The sequence below is a fragment of the Pseudomonas sp. ASL9 genome, assembly GCF_056680335.1.
The window spans coordinates 3,228,588-3,248,224 of record NZ_CM155277.1 but is presented as its reverse complement, the minus strand read 5'-3'; the positions used below and the strand labels follow the sequence as shown (position 1 = coordinate 3,248,224).

The 19,637-nt window shown below is 57.7% G+C and carries 20 protein-coding genes, 1 other RNA gene and 2 pseudogenes; 14 read left to right on the top strand and 9 right to left on the bottom strand.

The window, feature by feature from the left end:
• Positions 1-16 precede the first annotated feature (16 nt).
• The gene (locus AC1ME2_RS14965; RefSeq protein ID WP_480434865.1) at positions 17-571 is read right to left on the bottom strand and encodes a YecA/YgfB family protein; all 555 of its coding nucleotides are present in this window, start codon (positions 569-571) and stop codon (positions 17-19) included.
• Positions 572-751: 180 nt separating this feature from the next.
• On the opposite strand from AC1ME2_RS14965, the gene AC1ME2_RS14960 reads away from it, so the two are divergent.
• From AC1ME2_RS14960 to AC1ME2_RS14945, 4 genes are all read left to right on the top strand, one after another.
• A complete protein-coding gene (locus tag AC1ME2_RS14960; protein WP_480434864.1) occupies positions 752-961 on the top strand; it encodes a TIGR02449 family protein in 210 nt (69 codons plus the stop codon).
• Entirely contained in the window at positions 958-1,275 is a 318-nt protein-coding gene (locus AC1ME2_RS14955) for a cell division protein ZapA (RefSeq protein WP_480434863.1), read from the top strand. Before AC1ME2_RS14960 ends, AC1ME2_RS14955 begins: the two co-directional genes overlap by 4 nt.
• Before the next feature lie 32 nt (positions 1,276-1,307).
• Positions 1,308-1,486: non-coding RNA, 6S RNA (gene ssrS / locus AC1ME2_RS14950), on the top strand.
• Positions 1,487-1,574: 88 nt separating this feature from the next.
• Positions 1,575-2,180, top strand: a complete 606-nt coding sequence (locus AC1ME2_RS14945) for a 5-formyltetrahydrofolate cyclo-ligase (protein WP_480434862.1) — start codon at positions 1,575-1,577, stop codon at positions 2,178-2,180.
• A gap of 27 nt (positions 2,181-2,207) precedes the next feature.
• On the opposite strand, the gene AC1ME2_RS14940 is transcribed toward AC1ME2_RS14945, so the two are convergent.
• The gene (locus tag AC1ME2_RS14940; RefSeq protein WP_480434861.1) at positions 2,208-2,360 is read right to left on the bottom strand and encodes a hypothetical protein; all 153 of its coding nucleotides are present in this window, start codon (positions 2,358-2,360) and stop codon (positions 2,208-2,210) included.
• 193 nt (positions 2,361-2,553) lie between these two features.
• Between AC1ME2_RS14940 and AC1ME2_RS14935 the strand changes: the two genes are divergently transcribed.
• The 6 genes and pseudogenes from AC1ME2_RS14935 to AC1ME2_RS14910 all read left to right on the top strand — a co-directional run bounded on the left by AC1ME2_RS14935 (position 2,554) and on the right by AC1ME2_RS14910 (position 9,620).
• Positions 2,554-3,003: an EVE domain-containing protein gene (locus tag AC1ME2_RS14935; protein WP_480434860.1), complete on the top strand. Its 450-nt coding sequence runs from the start codon at positions 2,554-2,556 to the stop codon at positions 3,001-3,003.
• Positions 3,004-3,144: 141 nt separating this feature from the next.
• Complete coding sequence (locus AC1ME2_RS14930) at positions 3,145-4,110, top strand: HlyD family secretion protein (RefSeq protein ID WP_480434859.1); 966 nt, start codon at positions 3,145-3,147, stop codon at positions 4,108-4,110.
• Positions 4,107-5,966 (top strand): annotated as a pseudogene (locus tag AC1ME2_RS14925) (ATP-binding cassette domain-containing protein); the annotation flags it as partial. The gene AC1ME2_RS14930 and the pseudogene AC1ME2_RS14925, both read left to right, overlap by 4 nt.
• Before the next feature lie 76 nt (positions 5,967-6,042).
• Positions 6,043-7,595, top strand: a protein-coding gene (locus tag AC1ME2_RS14920) for an IS3 family transposase (RefSeq protein WP_480434858.1) whose coding sequence is annotated in 2 segments (ribosomal slippage) — positions 6,043-6,496 and positions 6,496-7,595 — 1,554 coding nt in all. Because the reading frame shifts where the segments join, the coding sequence is not laid out codon by codon here.
• Positions 7,596-7,632: 37 nt separating this feature from the next.
• Positions 7,633-8,502 (top strand): annotated as a pseudogene (locus tag AC1ME2_RS14915) (ABC transporter permease); the annotation flags it as partial.
• On the top strand, positions 8,502-9,620 hold the full coding sequence (locus tag AC1ME2_RS14910; RefSeq protein ID WP_480434857.1) for an ABC transporter permease: 1,119 nt from the start codon (positions 8,502-8,504) through the stop codon (positions 9,618-9,620). The pseudogene AC1ME2_RS14915 and the gene AC1ME2_RS14910, both read left to right, overlap by 1 nt.
• A 17-nt stretch (positions 9,621-9,637) precedes the next feature.
• On the opposite strand, the gene AC1ME2_RS14905 is transcribed toward AC1ME2_RS14910, so the two are convergent.
• Positions 9,638-10,051 carry a flagellar basal body-associated protein FliL gene (locus AC1ME2_RS14905; protein ID WP_480434856.1) on the bottom strand — a complete coding sequence of 138 codons (414 nt, stop codon included), beginning with the start codon at positions 10,049-10,051 and terminating at the stop codon, positions 9,638-9,640.
• A gap of 142 nt (positions 10,052-10,193) precedes the next feature.
• Between AC1ME2_RS14905 and AC1ME2_RS14900 the strand changes: the two genes are divergently transcribed.
• Together AC1ME2_RS14900 and AC1ME2_RS14895 are read left to right on the top strand one after the other, a co-directional pair.
• Positions 10,194-11,171, top strand: coding sequence for an NADPH:quinone oxidoreductase family protein (locus AC1ME2_RS14900; RefSeq protein WP_480434855.1), 978 nt, complete (start codon positions 10,194-10,196; stop codon positions 11,169-11,171).
• 260 nt (positions 11,172-11,431) lie between these two features.
• A complete protein-coding gene (locus AC1ME2_RS14895) occupies positions 11,432-11,743 on the top strand; it encodes a hypothetical protein (protein WP_480434854.1) in 312 nt (103 codons plus the stop codon).
• Here the strand turns inward: AC1ME2_RS14895 and AC1ME2_RS14890 are convergent.
• Positions 11,733-12,458 carry a gamma-glutamylcyclotransferase gene (locus tag AC1ME2_RS14890; RefSeq protein WP_480434853.1) on the bottom strand — a complete coding sequence of 242 codons (726 nt, stop codon included), beginning with the start codon at positions 12,456-12,458 and terminating at the stop codon, positions 11,733-11,735. The genes AC1ME2_RS14895 and AC1ME2_RS14890 overlap by 11 nt on opposite strands.
• Before the next feature lie 375 nt (positions 12,459-12,833).
• On the opposite strand from AC1ME2_RS14890, the gene AC1ME2_RS14885 reads away from it, so the two are divergent.
• A complete protein-coding gene (locus tag AC1ME2_RS14885; RefSeq protein ID WP_480434852.1) occupies positions 12,834-13,322 on the top strand; it encodes a sn-glycerol-3-phosphate transporter in 489 nt (162 codons plus the stop codon).
• 19 nt (positions 13,323-13,341) lie between these two features.
• Here the strand turns inward: AC1ME2_RS14885 and AC1ME2_RS14880 are convergent, their stop codons facing one another.
• The 5 genes from AC1ME2_RS14880 to AC1ME2_RS14860 all read right to left on the bottom strand — a co-directional run bounded on the left by AC1ME2_RS14880 (position 13,342) and on the right by AC1ME2_RS14860 (position 18,578).
• Positions 13,342-14,310 carry a CDP-6-deoxy-delta-3,4-glucoseen reductase gene (locus AC1ME2_RS14880; RefSeq protein WP_480434851.1) on the bottom strand — a complete coding sequence of 323 codons (969 nt, stop codon included), beginning with the start codon at positions 14,308-14,310 and terminating at the stop codon, positions 13,342-13,344.
• Complete coding sequence (gene ubiD / locus AC1ME2_RS14875; protein WP_480434850.1) at positions 14,310-15,776, bottom strand: 4-hydroxy-3-polyprenylbenzoate decarboxylase; 1,467 nt, start codon at positions 15,774-15,776, stop codon at positions 14,310-14,312. Before ubiD ends, AC1ME2_RS14880 begins: the two co-directional genes overlap by 1 nt.
• 152 nt (positions 15,777-15,928) lie before the next feature.
• A complete protein-coding gene (gene rho / locus AC1ME2_RS14870; RefSeq protein ID WP_449637361.1) occupies positions 15,929-17,188 on the bottom strand; it encodes a transcription termination factor Rho in 1,260 nt (419 codons plus the stop codon).
• A gap of 230 nt (positions 17,189-17,418) precedes the next feature.
• Complete coding sequence (gene trxA, locus AC1ME2_RS14865; protein ID WP_219062988.1) at positions 17,419-17,748, bottom strand: thioredoxin TrxA; 330 nt, start codon at positions 17,746-17,748, stop codon at positions 17,419-17,421.
• A gap of 125 nt (positions 17,749-17,873) precedes the next feature.
• Positions 17,874-18,578 (bottom strand): FadR/GntR family transcriptional regulator, encoded by a 705-nt coding sequence (locus AC1ME2_RS14860; protein WP_480434849.1) that lies wholly within the window; start codon positions 18,576-18,578, stop codon positions 17,874-17,876.
• Between the two features lie 251 nt (positions 18,579-18,829).
• Between AC1ME2_RS14860 and AC1ME2_RS14855 the strand changes: the two genes are divergently transcribed.
• Positions 18,830-19,615, top strand: coding sequence for a transporter substrate-binding domain-containing protein (locus AC1ME2_RS14855; protein WP_480434848.1), 786 nt, complete (start codon positions 18,830-18,832; stop codon positions 19,613-19,615).
• The last annotated feature ends 22 nt before the right edge of the window (positions 19,616-19,637 follow it).

Below are 19,637 nucleotides of genomic sequence, written 5' to 3'. Positions count from 1 at the left end.
CGCCAATGATGAGTAATCAATGCAAAGAAGGTTTTGGCTCGGGTGCGGCGGGCTTGTTGCATTCAGTGAACAGTAACAGGGGGGCAACTCGCAGGTATTCCATCACTTCCATGTAGTCGCTCTCTCCGTCTTCGGACTCTTCCAGCGCGTCCTGCACTTGAGCGATAGCGGCCAAATCCTGCAATACTTCCATGGCTTCAGTGCTGATCGCATTTTCGCGGGCGGTCAGCCCGAAACCGGCGAGGAAGCCCTGGCACCATTGACCCAGGGCGATGGCACGCTCCCCAAGGGGAGCGTCATCACTGGGCAGCAACAGCACAACCGTCATGTCGTCACTGGTCAGTTCACCCTTGACCATTTCTTGCAGGCCAACCAGCGCCTGACGGACGTTATCTTCAGGCGCAGCGCCGAGCACTTCGGTTGCGTCGACCATCCAGCCATCGACATCGAAGCCTGCGCCAGCACAACTGCGCCCTAGCAGAAGGCCATGCAACTCAGCCGGAGAGACGGGATGACCGCTGCTGATAAGCAGGGTGGCGAAAGCTTTGTACGGGGAATTCTGAATAGGCATGGGTAACTAGGCGCCAAGCGGCGCAATGTCTAGAATGGAGGTCTTGTATCCTAGGGCGTGCGGTCATTTATTTCCAGCAATTGCACCCGCAGACTCGCCAAGACTGTCGAGGCGGCTGTTTTGAGCATGTCAAAACGCCAGCTACTGTGCCATTCATCAGAAAGAATTCAGTGGGAAACAATGGAAGACACCGATTTGCAAGCGCTGATGGCTCGACTGGAGTTGCTGATCAAGCGTGTCGAGCAACTTAAAGGCCAAAACGGACTCTTATTAGCTCAGGAAAAGACCTGGCGCGAGGAACGCGCTCACCTCATTGAAAAAAACGAAATCGCCCGGCACAAGGTCGAATCGATGATTTCGCGCCTTAAAGCCCTGGAGCAAGACTCATGAGTTCAAATAACAGCGTTACCGTTCAGATTCTCGACAAAGAATACTCGATCATCTGCCCCCAGGAAGAGCGCACCAACCTGGTCAGCGCGGCGCGTTATCTGGATGGCAAAATGCGCGAAATCCGCAGCAGCGGCAAAGTCATCGGTGCCGACCGCATCGCCGTGATGGCCGCACTGAACATCACTCACGACTTGCTGCACAAGCAGGCGTTGCCCGATGTTCAAGTCGGCGGTTCGACCCGCGAGCAAGTACGCGATCTGCTTGAAAGAGTTGATCTAGTGCTGGCCACTGATCCAGCCCCCAGCCAAAAGTGATTCTTGCGCATTGTTTCGGGTATACTTGCGACCGCTCCCTGGAGTGCTTGCCAGTCGGTCATGTCCCTGAGCCGATACGCACAACCACGGGGGTTGCACGTTGGGGACGGTGTGCATGTCCGCTTGACGGAAAGCCTTAAGTCCTCCTGCAATCTCCACCTTGAACTTTCGGGTTCAAGGGCTACACCGACAGCGGTTCGTCGGGGAGTCTTTTATTTCTACCCATTGCCCGTCTTGCTGTCGGGCAATGGTTATCACGAGTACGCCACCCTGTCGTACTCGACTCTGGATCCGCGCAGATGACCAATCCCGCGCCTCTATCGCGTCAGCAGTTGCGCACTCAGTTGCGCAAGGCCCGTTGCGCCTTGAACCCCAGCCAGCAACGTCAGGCTGCTCGCGGTTTGTACCGGCAACTGGCACAGCACCCTCTTTTTCGCCGCGCCAGACACATCGCACTTTATCTCCCCAATGACGGTGAAATCGATCCACGACTGTTATTGCGTGCCGCTCAACGACGCGGCAAAAAAACATATCTGCCCGTGCTAAGCGCCTGGCCGCGAACCAAGATGGTTTTCCAGCAAGTGCGCCACGGCGAAAAATTCAGACCCAATCGCTTTCGCATCCCTGAGCCCCACATCAATGCGGCAAAGCAGCGCACGATCTGGGCACTGGATCTGATTCTTTTACCCTTGGTGGGCTTTGATGATGCAGGCGGTCGACTGGGCATGGGTGGCGGCTTTTATGACCGCAGCCTGGCCTATCAAGCGCGCAGAAAGGCCTGGCAGAAACCCGTATTGCTTGGGCTGGCTCATGAGTGCCAGAAGGTAGAGCGATTGGCGCAAGCCAGTTGGGATGTGCCACTACAGGGCACGGTGACGGATAAGTGCTGGTATCAGGTCATTTAGACGTTCCCACGCTCGGCGTGGTAACGATCAGTGGCGCAGCGTTGGTTTTTGCTGCTGCTGCACAATGGCGACAGGGGCATCAACATTGTTCGCCCACAGGCTTTGTGCGTAGCCCGTAGTGACTACACCCAAACCGAACAAAAAAGTCAAAATCCATAGTACATCCGGTTTGCGTTTCATCGACTGCCACCCCTTAGGCAAATCAATGCGATGTCCGCAACGGTTTTTATAGGCCGTGCAGCAGCGCGATGCTTAAAATCCCGGGCATTCTCCGACAACGCGAACCGACACGCAAATGATGGCATTAACCAACCGTCGGTTTGTCATGAAATAGTTGAACTACTTGACCATTACCGATTCAGGAGCGAAACCCATGGCCTGTTGGCTGATGAAATCCGAGCCGGAAGAGCTCTCGATCAAAGACCTTCAACGCCTGGGTGAAACCCGCTGGGATGGCGTGCGCAATTATCAGGCGCGTAACTTCCTGCGGGCCATGGCACCGGATGATACGTTCTTTTTCTATCACTCCAGCTGTGCGGAGCCGGGCATCGTCGGCATCGGACGCATCGTCAGTGCCGCCTACCCCGACCCCACAGCGCTGGACCCGGGCGGCGTTTATTTCGACGCCAAATCCAGCCCTGCCAAAAATCGCTGGAGCGCGGTGGATGTCGGCTTCGTCGAAGCGTTCCCGAATGTCCTTAAAATCAGCTACCTCAAACAGCAGAGTGCACTGGAACACATGCCACTGGTGCAAAAAGGCACGCGACTCTCCGTCATGCCTGTGACTGCCGAACAATGGAACGCGATTCTGGCGTTGCGCTGATCAACCAGAACCCACCAGTCACGGCCAAGCGATATGCAGCCTGCGTTTAAACGGCGTACGCTTTGCCGACTGTTTGACAGACATCAAGGGAGTAAGCCTCCTGCCTGTCAGAATTGGATGTACTAAGCGCAGGATGCACACATGTCGACGAACCGCCGCCGCTCCCGTTTTTTTGCTATTGCCCTGATCGTGTTGTTGCTCATTGCCGGTGGCTTTGGTTACTGGAAATCCACCCATGATCGCCTGCCCGAAGGGCTGTACATGGGCAATGGCCGACTGGAAGCGACTGAAGTGCAGATCGCCAGCAAGACGCCGGGGCGTCTGGCCGAAGTCCGCGTGGATGAAGGCGACAAGGTGATCAAAGGCCAACTCCTGGCGCGCATGGACACCCGCACCTTGGAAGCACAGCGCACTCAGGCCGAAGCCGAAGTGGTGCGTGCGCGGGAAAACTACGCCGCCGCCCAGGCCAATGTGCAATTGCGCCAGAGCGAACAACTGCTGGCCAGCCAGGAAATCAAGCGCGCCCAAACCATGTTCGAGCGTGGATACGCCAGCCGCCAGCAGATTGACCAATTGCAGGCTCGGCTGGACACCTCCAGTTCGGCAGTCGTCGCCGCCCGCGCTCAAGTAGGTGCAGTAGCCGCCGCCATTGGTGCCGCCCAGGCGCAGGTTGCTCAATTGACCAGCGAGATTGACGACAGCAGCTTGCGCGCGCCTCTGGACGGCATCATCCAGCTACGCCTGGCTGAACCGGGTGAAGTATTGGCCGCCGGTGGACGGGTTTTGCTGCTGATCGACCCCAATGATCGATACATGAATCTGTACCTGCCGGCCTCGGTCACCGGCAAGCTGACCGTCGGCGACGACGCACGCATTTTGCTCGATGCATTACCCCTCCAACCATTGCCGGCCCGTATCAGTTTTGTCGCGGACAAGTCGCAATTCACCCCTAAAGAAGTTGAAACCAGGGATGAGCGACAAAAACTGGTGTTTCGGGTCAAGTTGCGACTGACCGACGTCAGCGCCATCCCGCAAGCCAAGTCGGGCATGCCAGGTGCCGGTTACGTCCGCACCGCCACAGTGGACTGGCCGGCTAACCTGCAATGAGCGATATGGCGCTGCAAGCCAAGGGGGTCAGCCACCGCTATGGTAAACGGCAAGCCCTGAGCGACATCAGCTTTAGCCTGCCCAGCGGCACCCGATGTGGGCTGATCGGTCCCGATGGCGCGGGCAAGTCCAGTTTGCTGGCGCTGATTGCCGGGGTGAAAAAACTTCAGCAAGGCGAGTTACAGGTGCTCGGCGGCCCCATCGAGAAACGCAGCCATCGCGCCAGCCTCTATCCCCGTATTGCGTTCATGCCCCAAGGCTTGGGCAATAACCTGTACCCAGAGCTGTCCATCAGGGAAAACATTCGTTTCTTTGCCACGCTGTTTGGCCTGTCCCGTGCCGAGAGCGATCAACGCATGCTTAACCTGCTGGCCGCGACAGACCTGACGCGTTTCGCTGACCGCCCGGCAGGCAAGCTGTCCGGCGGCATGAAACAGAAGCTGGGGCTGTGCTGCGCGCTGATCCATGAACCGGACCTGCTGATCCTCGACGAACCCACCACCGGCGTTGATCCGTTGTCGCGTCGGCATTTCTGGGAACTGATCGAACAGGTACGCAGTCAGCGTCCGCAACTGACGCTGCTGGTGGCCACCGCGTACATGGAAGAGGCCGAGCAGTTCGAGCAGTGCCTGATGCTGGATCGCGGCAAGCTGATCGCCCAAGGCTTGAGCCGCGAACTGGCGAGCGCCACACCCAGCGGCAAACTCGATGAGGCGTTCACTCACTTCCAGAGCGACAAGCGTCACAGCAACCAGCCGCTGGTGATTGCGCCGCGCTTGGGCGACAACAGCGAAATCGCGATTGAGGCCCATGAGCTGACATTGCGTTTCGGTGACTTTACCGCCGTGGACAAGGTCAGCTTTGCCATCGGCCGTGGTGAAATCTTTGGCTTCCTCGGCTCCAATGGTTGTGGCAAAACCACGACCATGAAGGTCCTTACCGGTTTGATTCCAGCCACTGAAGGCAGCGCCACGCTGCTGGGCAAGGCCGTGGACGCCAAGGATCTGGAGACCCGTAAGCAGGTCGGCTTCATGTCGCAGAGCTTCTCGCTGTATGGCGAACTCAGCGTGCAGCAAAACCTGGAATTGCATGCGCGGTTGTTCGACTTACCCAAAGACCAAAGCCGCGAACGGATCGCCGAGCTCATCCAGCGCTTCGACCTCGGCGACGTCGCCACTCAGCAGTCCGGCGACTTGCCTCTGGGCTTGCGTCAGCGTCTGTCATTGGCCGTTGCGGTGCTGCATCGCCCGCAAGTATTGATCCTCGACGAACCCACCTCAGGCGTCGACCCGGCGGCACGGGATGATTTTTGGCGCTTACTGATCGAACTGTCCCGCGAACAAGGGGTGACGATCTTTCTGTCCACTCACTTCATGAATGAAGCCCAACGCTGCGACCGTATCTCGCTGATGCACGCTGGCAAGGTGCTGGCGTGCGACACACCCGCTGCGCTGCAGAAGCAGTTCGGCGGCGAAACGCTGGAAGCCGCCTTTGTCACCTGTCTGGAGCACGCCCAGGGCGACGCCGAAAAAGCACCGTCCGACAGTGAAGCCATCCACGGGATTGAACCCTCGATACCCAAGGTGACAACACAAGGTTTCACGTTCGCGCGGCTGATCGCCGTGGCCAGTCGGGAAGGCAAAGAATTACTGCGCGACAAGGTTCGCCTCGGGTTTGCGCTACTGGGCGCGATGTTCATGATGGTGATCTTCGGCTACGGCATTTCCCTGGATGTCGAGAACCTGGCCTTCGCGGTGTATGACCAAGACCAAACACCACAGAGCCGCGCCTACCTGGAAGCGTTCCGCAGCTCGCGGTATTTTTCCGAGCAAGCACCCATCACCGATTCGGCCCAGTCCCCCGGTGTCAGGATAGTTGTCGCCTTTGCGGATTGTCCTGAAAAGTCATATCGGGGGCGGAAAGAGATCGACCGTGGCGTATTATTCAAACGAACGCAGAGCCGCATTACTCAAGATGTTGCTACCTCCGCTTAACCTGTCGATGGCCGAGGTTTCCCGGCGCGAAGGTGTGAGCGAAATGTCTTTGTACAACTGGCGCAAGCAGGTCAGTTCAAAAGGAAGCGCAGTGCCCGAAAACAAGCAATTGGCCCAGAACTGGTCAGCCGAAAAGAAGTTTGCTGTTGTCCTTGAGGCCGCCGGTTTGTCCGAGATCGACCTGGGAGAGTATTGCCGACGCAAAGGCCTTTACCCAGAGCAAATCCTCGCCTGGCGACAAGCCTTCATCAGCGGTCAGAAGACGGACAAAATCCAGCAGGCAGGTGAGCGTGAAGAGGCTCGCAAAGACAAGAAACGGATCAAGGAGCTTGAGCGAGAGCTGCTGCGTAAAGACAGGGCATTGGCCGAAACAGCGGCGTTGTTAGTACTGCGAAAAAAGCTCAATGCCTACTGGGGGCTCGACAACGAGGACAACTAACATCCTTGCCAGACCGGCACTTGCTTGTGGCTTGGCTGGGTGATGCCGTTGCCGAGGGAGCCAGAAAAGTCAGGGCCTGCAACGAAATAGGTCTGTCGCTGCGCACGCTGCAACGATGGACGTTTGGGGAGCACGTTCAAGCCGATGCTCGAACAACCAGCTTACGGCCTGTACCGCGTAACGCCCTGAGCGACCTTGAGCGGCGAGCCATTTTGGCGCTGTGCAGCAGCCCTGAATACGCTCATCTGCCACCTAGCCAGATCGTTCCGCGCTTGGCTGATCAGGATCGTTATCTGGCGTCGGAGGCGACCTTTTACCGGGTGCTGCGCGCGGCCGGTCAACAGCAACACCGGGGGCGCAGCCAACGGCCCAAGCGACATGCCGCGCCCACGACCCATGCTGCCAAGGCCGCGAATCAGGTCTGGTCATGGGACATCACGTACTTGCCGTCGCCGATCCGAGGCAAGTATTACTACCTTTACCTGATCGAGGATATTTACAGCCGCAAGGCCGTGGGCTGGGAAGTTTACGAGGAAGAAAGTGGTGAGAAAGCGGCTGCTCTGCTGCAACGCAGCGTCATCGGCGAGCGGTGTTTGGACGAGCCGCTGGTGTTGCACTCGGACAACGGCGCCCCGATGAAGTCGGTGACGCTGTTGAGCAAGATGTATGACTTGGGCATCACGCCTTCGCGCGGTCGTCCACGGGTGAGCAACGACAACCCTTACTCGGAGTCGCTGTTTCGAACGTTGAAATACTGTCCGCAATGGCCGCAGAACGGCTTTGCCAGTTTGGACGCCGCACGGGTGTGGGTGAGAGACTTTATACGGTGGTACAACAACGAACACCGCCACAGCCGAATCCGCTTCGTCACGCCGGCGCAACGGCATCAAGGACAGGATCACCAGATCCTGGCCAGGCGACATGAGCTGTACGAGCGAGCCAAGAATAAAACACCGGAGCGCTGGTCGGGTCAGACACGCAACTGGGAGCCGATAGGTACTGTGATGTTGAACCCGGATCGAGAGGAAGCGTTAGAGAAACAAGCGGCATAGTTAGACGCTGGCGCGACAACTACCTTGAAAAACGCCGCAGTTGCACAAACGCCTGCAGCGCTCGGAAATAAAACTGGCACTGGAAATCCCGGCCGGCTTTGGTCGTGATCTTTATGCCGGACGACAACCCGCTGTCGCCGCCTGGCTCGATGGCGGCATGCCGTTTCGCGCCGAAACCAGCCGCAATTATGTGGAGCAAGTGCATGAGGAAAACATGGCGCAAATGGCGGCGCTGAGCAGCCATCCGCAAGGCCCCGAAGCGGCGGCGAAACTGGAAACGCGCTTTCGCTATAACCAGGATGTGGTCAGCGTCAATGCCATCGGCCCAGGTGTAATGGCGCTGATCCTGGCGTTTATCCCGGCAATGCTCACGGCGCTAGGCATCGTCCGCGAAAAGGAACTGGGCTCGATCACCAACTTCTACGCCACCCCGCTGACTCGCCTGGAGTTTCTGCTGGGCAAGCAGGCGCCCTATCTGGTGGTCAGCCTGATCAATCTGGCCTTGCTGGTGGCGATGAACCGCTGGCTGTTCGGCGTGCCGTTCAAGGGCAGCGGCCTGACCCTGGCATTCGGTGGGTTGCTGTATGTGCTGGCGACCACCAGCCTCGGCCTGCTCATCTCGGCTTTCACGCGCACACAAATTGCCGCGATCCTCGGCACCATGATTCTGACGAGCCTGCCAACTATTCAGTTTTCCGGGCTGATCGTGCCGCGCTCATCCCTGGACGGTGCCGCAGCGCTCTCTGGCATGTTGTTCCCGGCGGGGTATTTCCTCGATATCGCCGTGGGCACCTTCACCAAAGCGTTGGACCTGCGCGAACTCTGGCCACAGTGTCTGGCGCTGTTCGGTTTCTTTGTTGCGTTCACCGGGCTGAGCCTGGCCATGTTGAAAAAGCAGGAGGCCTGATGAACAAGCTCGCGCACATCTGGCGTCTGGGCCTCAAGGAACTGACCAGTTTGAGGCATGACAGCGTATTGCTGCTGTTTCTGCTGTACGCCTTCACGGTAGCGATTTACATGCCGGCTGCGGGCTCGGTCATCGGCGTCCACAATGCCAGCGTAGCAATCGTGGACGAAGATCACAGCTATGTGTCCCGGCAACTCGGTGAGGCGCTATTGCCGCCAGAATTCCAGATTCCGATGCCGCTGGTCTACAACCAACTCGATCAGGCCATGGACAGCGGTCAATACACCTTCGTCATCAACGTACCGGCCAATTTTCAGGCGGATCTCTTGGCCGGCCGCCAGCCCAGCGTGCAGGTCAACGTCGATGCGACGGCCATGAGCCAGGCATTCATGGGCGCGGGTTACATCGCGCGTATCTTCCAGCGCGTGCTCCTTGAGTACGGCGGTCAGAGCGCTACGGCCAGCAACCTGCCCGCCACCTTGACCACGCGGGCGCTGTTCAACTCGAACCTGGAGGGCGGCTGGTTTCTGGCAGTGATTCAGATCGTCAACAACATCACCATTCTGGCGATTATCCTGACCGGCACCGCGTTGCTGCGTGAACGCGAGCACGGAACCCTCGATCACTTGCTGGTGCTGCCGCTGACCGCGCTGGAAATCATGCTGGCAAAAATCGGCAGTAATGCGTTGGTCGTGGTGGTGTGCACCTGGCTATCGCTGGAATTGATCGTCAAGGGCGCGTTGGGCGTGCCGCTGGCAGGGTCTATGGCGTTGTTCCTGCTGGTCACGGCGTTCTATCTGTTCGCCAGTACCGCACTGGGGATATTCCTCGCCACCCTCGCCCGCTCGACACCGCAGTTCGGCTTGCTGGCGATTCCGGTGATCATCCCCATGCTCCTGCTTTCAGGCGGCAGCACACCGCTGGACAGCATGCCGCAGTGGCTGCAATGGGTCATGCAGGCCTCGCCTTCCACCCACTTCGTCAGCCTCAGCGCCGCGATTCTGTTCCGCGACGCAGGGCTTGCCGTGATCTGGCCGGATCTATTGGCACTGATTGCCATCGGCTTGCTGTTCTTTGGAGTCGCCCTGATGCGCTTCCGCAAAAGCCTGACCTCGTAGAGGCCGGCACAGCACGGTTACTGGATGATCAGGTTGTTGAAGAGTAAATCTTCAATAATGGGTTTGCCTTCTTCATCGTTCATGATTTGCTGGGCCTCCTTGAGCGCTTCCTGCCGCAGCTTTTCCTTGGCTTCGACACTGCTCATGGCCTCCACTGTTTGCTGAGAGAACAGCGCGACCAGCTTATTGCGAATCAGCGGTTCGTTGCGTTTCACCGCCTTCTCGGCTTCGCCACCGGTAACCCGTAGCGCAATATCGGCTTTATAGACCCTGAGCTTCGGCCCACCATCAAGCGCGTAATTACCGACAAAAGCAGGCGTCATCGTGACATAAGCCACTTTCGTGGCATCGCCCTCTTTACCCTCTTTGCCTTCTTCGGATGCCGCCACGGGCAATGACAACGCCAACAACATGATGATCCACGCTTTCACAGTTCACTCCTTATCCGATTTGCTGCGTAGCTTACTTCAGCTTGAGCCTGCTTATGCCTGCTTATCAGGCCAGGGCATGCTGATTGACCCATAAACCCACCTATCTACACTTATCGGCCATAACTCCAAAAGGAATAGACCGATGAAAGCCGTGCTGTGCAAAGCCTTCGGCCCTGCGGAAACGCTGGTGCTGGAAGAAATCCCCAGTCCTGAAGCGAAGCAAAACGAAATCGTATTGGACGTGCATGCTGCGGGGGTCAATTTCCCGGACACGTTGATCATCGAGGGCAAATACCAGTTCAAGCCACCCTTCCCCTTCTCCCCGGGTGGCGAAGCATCGGGAATGATTTCAGCAGTCGGCGAAAAGGTCAGCCACCTGAAGGTCGGCGACCGGGTCATGGCCCTGACCGGCTGGGGCAGCTTCGCCGAACAGATCGCCGTAGCCGGCTACAATGTCCTGCCAATTCCTGATGCAATGGACTACACCACCGCCGCTGGATTCAGCATGACCTACGGCACCTCGATGCACGCGCTCAAACAACGCGCCAACCTCCAACCCGGCGAAACCCTGCTGGTACTCGGCGCCTCAGGCGGCGTCGGCCTCGCCGCCGTCGAAATCGGCAAAGCCATGGGTGCCAGAGTTATCGCCGCCGCCAGCAGCGCCGACAAACTCGCCGTGGCCAAAGCCGCCGGTGCCGATGAACTGATCAACTACAGCGAAACCAACCTCAAAGACGAAATCAAACGCCTCACCAACGGTCTTGGCGTTGATGTCATCTATGACCCGGTCGGCGGCGACCTGTTCGACCAAGCCATCCGCGCCATCGCCTGGAACGGCCGGTTGCTGGTGGTGGGGTTTGCCAGTGGCCGGATTCCTGAGCTGCCGGTGAACCTGGCATTGCTGAAAGGCGCTTCGGTGGTTGGGGTGTTCTGGGGGTCATTTGCGCAAAGACAACCTCAGGATAATGCGGCTAACTTTCAGCAGTTGTTTACTTGGTATGCGGAAGGAAAGTTGAAACCGCTGATATCGCAAGTCTATCCACTGGATAAAGCGGCGGATGCAATTAATGCGCTGGGGCAGAGGAAGGCGGTTGGTAAGGTTGTTGTTAGCGTTCGGTAACGGGCATGACTTATTGCTTGAGTACAGGCCCCATCCTAAAGACGTGTTAACTCAGATAAACCGCGCCATGCCCTTCGCGAATGAATTCGCTCCCACGGATTTATCGCAAATTGGTGTAGGCGCTGGCTTCCCCGCGACAAACCGCCTGTCCAGTTTGCCCAAAAATCTGCCTGTACCTGTCATTTGTGCCAGTAGTGTCGGCCTTGGCCGGCGCGTATAAAGTGAACTCACGCTCTGTTTACAACTCGCCCAGGTGCCTCATGACCAGAGACGAAATTCGAGCTTTTTTATCACATTTCCTGGCGGCAGAATTCAACCTTGTGATCAGTCAGTCATACCTTATGCATGATGACGATACGCTTCAGGCCGACTGGGTGATGTATGACTATCCAGTGGAGGGCGGTGTTTCGCGCTTAAAGGGGGCTTACGCGAATATGGGAACTGCCCTGGAAGCGAAGTTAAAAGAAGATAACGTCATCCTGAAGGGACGCATCATGTTTCCAGAGGACAGCGCTAATCGCTTTATTAAGGCGCGCGATTTAGTCGATTACATTGCAGAACTTACTCAGTGAATGACTCACTGCAAGGCATCAGGTCGGACACGTGTCCGACCCGCGTCGTCACCTGATCTCCCCAGCAGCGCTTGAGCCGCGCTTCCAGGTTCAGGTCCGGCATGGCATGGCTGCGCAGGGCGCTGGCGGTTTTTTCGACGTAATCGCGGGTGGTGCCCGAGCGGCCGCATGCGCTGGCGAGCACTTGACTGAGCACCGCATCGGACAGGTTGCCCGCGTAGCTGGGTAGATGTCGCTCCAGGACGAAGCCCAGTGCCCGGACCCGAGTGCCATCTTCAAGGCGGCAGCTGAGCCAGCGGGGCCGATAGGAGGGATAAGGCATCTCGCGTTGCCAGAGCGCCAGTAGCGACTCTTGCAGGCAGTCTTCAGGCAGGCGGTAGGCAAACCCGCTGCATGAACCGCCGCGATCCAGGCCAAATACCAGGCCGGGAAGTTCGGGCGTACCACGATGTTCGTGGGACCAAAGGTACAAACCGCGATGATAACCATGCACCCGGCCGCGCTTCCGCTCCACGGCGGAGCATTCAGGGCGCCAGATCAAGGAACCATAGGCGAACAACCAGACAGGACCACCCTGATGCTGCTTCATGGTTTTTAGCATGGAGCTCATCAGTTGTTCACGCGTCAATTGCGGCCCAAGGTCAATCACGGGCGGGTAACTGAGTTCCAGACTGACATGGGCAGCCGTCATCAAGCTATTGAATTGATTCCCCATTTGGTTTCCCCCTGGCACTGCTACTGCCAGTTGTAGCTGACCTTTTCGCTGCAGAACACCCCCGCTGCCATCTGGCGAGGAAACGCATCGACAACGACTTCGCCGTCAAATGCCTAAGTATCAGACTTTGCCAGAGGCTTCCCAGTCACGTTGCAGTGTTAGCAAGCTGAAAACATCATGCAATTAATAATCCACCGTCCAGGCCCGCCGGCCTTAACCCACAGAAAAAATAGACAAAAAACCTGCATTTACACCCCTTCTGAGGAAAAAAATGAATATTCCAACTCAAATGAGGGATATTTTATCCTTTCAACCTATACGACACCCGCGTATAAAGCCGTTCCATGGCAATACCGGCTGAGAGAGTTAGCAATAATGAACACGTCAGTTAAGAGCACGGTCTTGGCCGCGCTTTTGTTAGTTTCGGCGACCTGCGCGCAGGGTGCGGAAGAGTCACAAGATAAAGACGACGGCTTCTGGCTTGTTCAGACCAGCGTCTACACCCGGCACTTTTCCTCGGACTCGGAGCACAACGACGATCAAAACCTGATCGGGCTGGAGCGCAACGAAGCCTCAGGCCTGGTCTATGGCGCGGCAAGCTTTCGCAATTCGTTCGACCAACAGTCAGCCTACGCCTATGTCGGCAAGCGCTATGAGAGCGCCAACTATCCGGTCTATGTGAAGATCTCGGGCGGGCTGCTTTATGGCTACCGTGGCGAATACCGCGACAAGATCCCTTTGAATCGTTTTGGCGTAGCGCCAGCGATCATCCCATCGGTGGGCATGCACCTCGGCCCTATCACGACCGAGCTGGTTCTACTCGGCACCTCGGCGACCATGATCAACGTCGGCGTACGGTTCTAGAGCCGACGCATAAATCCGCCTAGGCCCTTGGCGCGTAAGCGAACACATCGGCGCGCATCTGATGCGCATCCATGCCTGCGGATACCAGGGCGTCGAGGGTGGCGTAAATCATTGCCGGAGAGCCGCTGCCGTAAACGTAGACCGATGACAAATCGCTGATGTCGTCGCACACGGCCTCATGGAGCATGCCGCAACGACCTTCCCAACCGCACACATCGCTGACGACTTTGTGCAGGTGCAGGTTAGGCAATTGCTTCCACTCGTCCCAATGGGGCAGCTCGTAGAAATCTTCCGGGCGCCGCACACCCCAATACAAGTGCACCGGGTGCTTGAAGCCCTTGGCGCGGCAATGTTCGATCAGGCTGTGCATCTGCGCCATGCCCGTACCCGCAGCAATCAGCACCAGCGGACCTTCCGGTAGCTCGGCGAGATGGGCATCACCGTAGGGCATTTCGATGTGCACGATGCGATTGCGCTGCAATTGTTCGATCAGGCTTTGGGCACTGGCTTCGCGCACCAGCACATGCAGCTCAAGATCGCGCCCACTGTGGGGGGCCGAGGCCATGGAAAAGGCGGATTTCTCGCCATTCTCGCGCTCGATCATCATGTACTGCCCGGCGTGATAGCGCGGCGGCTTGCCAGCAGGAGCCCGTAAGCCAACCCGCCACACATCCCCACCGACTTCAATGCACTCGCTCACCTGACAGGCCAATTTGCGCAATGGCAGCTCCCCACGAGCCAGCACGCCATCCCACATCACGAGGCAGTCTTCCAGAGGCTCGGCCAGACAAGTGTAGAACTCGCCATGGCTGAGCGCCTGTCCCGCTTGCAGCACCCGGCCTTCTACCAACAAAGCGGCACAAATATGGCAATTGCCATTCCGGCAGCTTTGCGGACAGTCATAGCCAAGGCGTTGGGCGGCGTCGAGTATCCGTTCGCCGGGCAACATCTCCAATACCGCACCAGACGGCTGCAAGGTTACGCGCATCAATCTATTCCCAACTGATTCCAGATTTCGTCGATCCGACGTGTCACAGCCTCATCCTTGACGATAACCCGACCCCACTCACGCGTGGTCTCACCCGGCCATTTATGCGTTGCGTCCAGGCCCATCTTCGAACCCAGCCCGGAAACCGGCGAGGCGAAGTCCAGATAGTCGATGGGCGTGTTATCGATCATCACCGTGTCACGCTTGGGGTCCATGCGTGTGGTGATGGCCCAGACCACGTCGTTCCAGTCGCGGGCATTGATATCGTCATCCGTGACGATAACGAATTTGGTGTACATGAACTGTCGCAGAAACGACCAGACGCCGAGCATTACGCGCTTGGCATGACCGGGGTACTGCTTCTTGATGGTCACAATGGCCATGCGGTAAGAGCAGCCTTCTGGCGGCAGGTAGAAGTCCGTGATCTCCGGGAACTGCTTTTGCAGAATCGGGACGAAAACTTCGTTCAATGCCACGCCGAGAATCGCCGGCTCATCAGGCGGCCGGCCGGTGTAGGTACTGTGATAGATCGGTTTTATCCGATGGGTAATGCGCTCGACCGTAAACACTGGGAAGCTGTCGACTTCGTTGTAGTAACCGGTGTGGTCGCCGTAAGGGCCTTCGGCAGCCATTTCGCCGGGATGGATGACGCCTTCCAGGACGATTTCCGCGCTCGCCGGCACTTGCAGGTCATTACCGCGGCACTTGATCAGCTCAGTGCGATTGCCTCGCAGCAATCCGGCGAAGGCATATTCGGACAAGCTGTCAGGCACCGGCGTGACCGCGCCGAGAATGGTCGCGGGGTCAGCACCCAGCGCCACCGAAACCGGGAACGGCTGGCCTGGGTGTTTCTCGCACCACTCCCTGAAGTCCAATGCGCCGCCACGGTGACTGAGCCAGCGCATGATGACTTTGTTGCGACCGATCACTTGCTGGCGATAGATACCGAGGTTCTGCCGGTCCTTGTTCGGGCCCTTGGTGACGGTCAGACCCCAGGTGATCAACGGGCCGACATCGCCCGGCCAGCAGGTTTGTACCGGCAGCATGCCGAGATCGACATCGTCACCTTCGATGACCACTTCCTGACAGGGCGCGTCCTTGACCACCTTGGGCGCCATGGCAATGATTTTTCGGAAGATCGGCAGCTTCGACCAAGCGTCTTTCAGGCCTTTGGGCGGCTCTGGCTCCTTGAGGAACGCCAGCAGCTTGCCAATTTCGCGCAGTTCACTGACCGCTTCTGCGCCCATGCCCATGGCCACGCGCTGAGGCGTGCCGAACAGGTTACCGAGCACAGGAATGTCATAGCCAATGGGCTTTTCGAAGAGCAGGGCCGGGCCTTTGTTGCGCAAGGTCCGGTCGCAAATTTCAGTCATTTCAAGCACTGGCGAGACGGGCACCTGAATGCGTTTCAACTCTCCGCGCTGCTCAAGCTGCTGCACGAAATCCCGAAGATCCTTGAATTTCATTAACCAGGCCACTCATAAAATAGATGCACATCCTACCTGCTCTGAGGATCGACGGCAGCTCATCAACGCGTAATAACGGTTCTCAACGGGGATTTTCACTCAAAAAAAATGGCGCCCCGAAGGACACCATTCTTTTCACACGGCTCAGCCTGTTATTTACGTTTCATCGACAGGAAGAACTCATCGTTGGTCTTGGTCTGCTTCAGCTTGTCGATCAGGAACTCGATAGCAGCGACTTCGTCCATCGGGTGCAGCAGTTTGCGCAGAATCCACATCCGTTGCAGCTCGTCATCAGCGGTCAGCAACTCTTCGCGGCGGGTACCGGAACGGTTGATGTTGATCGCCGGGAACACACGCTTTTCAGCGATCTTGCGATCCAGAGGCAGTTCCATGTTGCCCGTGCCTTTGAATTCTTCGTAGATCACTTCATCCATCTTCGAGCCGGTTTCAACCAGCGCGGTAGCGATGATGGTCAGCGAGCCGCCTTCTTCGATGTTCCGTGCAGCACCGAAGAAACGTTTCGGTTTCTCCAGGGCGTGAGCATCGACACCACCGGTGAGGACCTTGCCGGAGCTTGGGATCACGGTGTTGTAGGCGCGAGCCAGACGGGTAATGGAGTCAAGCAGGATGACCACATCCTTTTTGTGCTCGACCAGGCGCTTGGCCTTCTCGATCACCATTTCGGCGACCTGGACGTGCCGGGTTGGCGGCTCGTCGAACGTCGAGGCAACCACTTCGCCGCGCACGGTGCGCTGCATTTCGGTTACTTCTTCCGGACGCTCATCGATCAGCAGAACGATCAGATGCACTTCCGGGTTGTTGCGTGTGATGTTCGCCGCGATGTTCTGCAGCATGATGGTCTTGCCAGCCTTGGGCGGCGCAACGATCAGGCCACGCTGACCTTTACCGATCGGGGCACAAAGATCGATCACCCGGCCAGTAAGGTCTTCAGTGGAACCGTTACCGATTTCCATCTTCATGCGGATGGTCGGGAACAACGGCGTCAGGTTTTCGAAAAGAATCTTGTTCTTCGCGTTTTCCGGACGGTCGTAGTTGATCGTGTCGACCTTGAGCAGTGCGAAATAACGCTCGCCCTCTTTAGGCGGACGGATCTTGCCGACGATGGTATCGCCTGTGCGCAGGTTGAAACGGCGGATCTGGCTGGGCGAGACGTAAATATCGTCTGGGCCGGCGAGATAGGAGGCGTCTGCAGAGCGGAGAAAACCGAAGCCGTCCTGGAGAATCTCCAGCACGCCATCACCGGAAATTTCCTCGCCGCTTTTGGCATGCTTTTTCAGCAGGGAGAAAATCACATCCTGCTTGCGCGAACGGGCCATATTTTCTATGCCCATCTGTTCGGCCATTTCGAGCAGATCGGTAATCGGCTTTTGCTTGAGTTCAGTCAGGTTCATATAGGAATGACGTAATCATGTATGGGAGGGGGAAATTAAGCTTTTGGCTCAATGAGGCCGCGCCGCGGAGAAAGCGACAGGATCGCGTACAAATTCGAAAGGAGAGCGTCGGCGACGGCTAGCAGGGGGCAACAGAGAAACTGTTGCGGTGCCGAATGTACCACCTGATTTTCAGGGAGTCTAGTCCCGCATCTTGAAAAAACCCCGCGATCTGCGGGGTTTTAGGTGTCTCAAATATTGGCGTCAAGAAACGCCATCAATTGCGACTTCGACAGAGCGCCCACCTTGGTGGCCTCGACGTTGCCGTTCTTGAACAACATCAGGGTCGGAATACCACGCACGCCATGCTTGGCTGGCGTTTCCTGATTTTCGTCGATGTTCAGTTTGGCGATAGTCAACTTACCCTTGTAGGTCTCGGCGATCTCGTCCAAAACCGGGGCAATCATCTTGCACGGGCCACACCACTCTGCCCAGTAATCAACAAGTACAGGACCGGCAGCCTGGAGGACATCGGCGTCGAAACTGGCGTCGCTGACGTGTTTGATAAGGTCGCTACTCATTGAAAGTCTCCGAGGTCGTAGGCTAAAAAACGTCGCTCATCATAGCGGGACTGGCTGCGTTCAGGAAGCCGGGGTTGATTGAGTCTAGCTATGGCGGTGCATGAGACAGGTTATGAACGCCCCCGTTAAAGGGACGGCGAAACAAAAGCGATGCCTGTGCGCAGTGCAGCGCCACGGATGTGCGCCTGCATGGCTTTCTGCGCCGGGCCCGAGGCGTGCCGGGCCAACGCCCGGAGAATCTTGCGATGCTCCTGCCAGGTTTCCATGGCCCGCCCCGCCCGGATAAACGGCAGCTTCTGGCTTTCCAGAAAGATATCGGCGCTGGCGGTGACGATTCTCAGCATGGCCTGGTTACCGCTGGCGACCAGAATATGTCGATGAAAATCGAAATCCAGCCGGGCGGCGGCGTCAAAATCGCCTGCCCGCAACTCGAGACGCATGGACTCGACGTTGTCCTCCAGCACATCACGCTCGTCGGCAGTCAACGTCACTGCCGCCAAACCTGCCGCAAACCCCTCCAGAGCGTAGCGCAGTTGAAAGGTGTCGGACGGTGAAACATGTGCCGCGAAAGGCCAGGAAAATCCACCTCTGCTCTGTTCTGGGTCAGAAACGGCCTGGACGAAAACCCCTTTGCCCGGCAGCACGCTGACGACGCCCAAAGCACTCAGCGACGATAGCGCCTCACGCAGTGAAGCGCGGCTGACACCAAGGCGCACGGCCAGATCCCGCTGGGAAGGCAGGCTGTCACCAGGGGCATAGCCCTGCTCGGCAATTAATTTACGGATTGCCTGGAGGGCCGCTTCGGGTACTGCGAGAGGGCTAGAGTGCATAACTGTTCAGGCCGGTCAGTCCAGTAAAACTCCCTTGTATCGTCATCCAGCCTATCCGGCAAGCAATGCCCGCCCCCAGAGCAGCACGGGGTATAAGCGCGCCAAAGCGGGGCGCGACAGCACTCAACTGTTCAGACCAGTAAGACCGCGCGCCGTACTGGCGCCCGCTTTACGGCGAATCAAAAGCAAATGGCATGGGCTGTGCACTGCTCATTCCAAGAAATGCCTTTCGTTCGATTCGGAGACTTCCTATGACCAAGCGTTACAGCGCCCTGCTCACCGCCCTGTTTGCCAGCCTCATCCTGAGTCAGGCACCCGCCCACGCCAACGGGCTGGACGATCTGATGGCGCGCGGGACATTGAAAGTCGCTGTGCCGCAGGACTTCCCGCCTTTTGGCTCGGCGGGCCCGGACATGAAGCCGCGTGGCCTGGACATCGATACCGCACAACTGCTGGCGGACCGTTTGAAGGTCAAGCTGGAACTGACACCGGTCAACAGCACTAACCGCATCCCTTTCCTGACCACCGGCAAGGTCGATCTGGTGATTTCCAGCCTGGGTAAAAGCCCGGAGCGCGAAAAGGTCATCGACTTCTCCCGCGCCTACGCACCCTTCTATCTCGCGGTGTTCGGCCCACCTGACGCAGCGATCACCAGCCTGAACGATCTGGTCGGCAAGCGTATCAGCGTGACGCGTGGCGCCATTGAAGACATCGAACTGAGCGCTGTCGCCCCACAAGGCGCCATCATCAAACGCTTCGAAGACAACAACTCGACTATCGCGGCCTACCTTGCAGGCCAAACGGACCTGATCGCCAGCGGCAACGTGGTGATGGTGACCATCAGCGAGCGCAACCCGAAACGCATCCCGGCGCTAAAAGTGAAACTCAAGGATTCCCCGGTCTACGTCGGTGTGAACAAGGACCAGCCGGAGCTGCTGGGCAAGGTCAATGAAATTCTTAACGCTGCGCGCTCAGACGGCGCCCTGGAAAAGAACGCCCAAACCTGGCTCAAACAACCCCTGCCAGCCGACCTCTGATCGCTGATTCCGAGGAACCGTC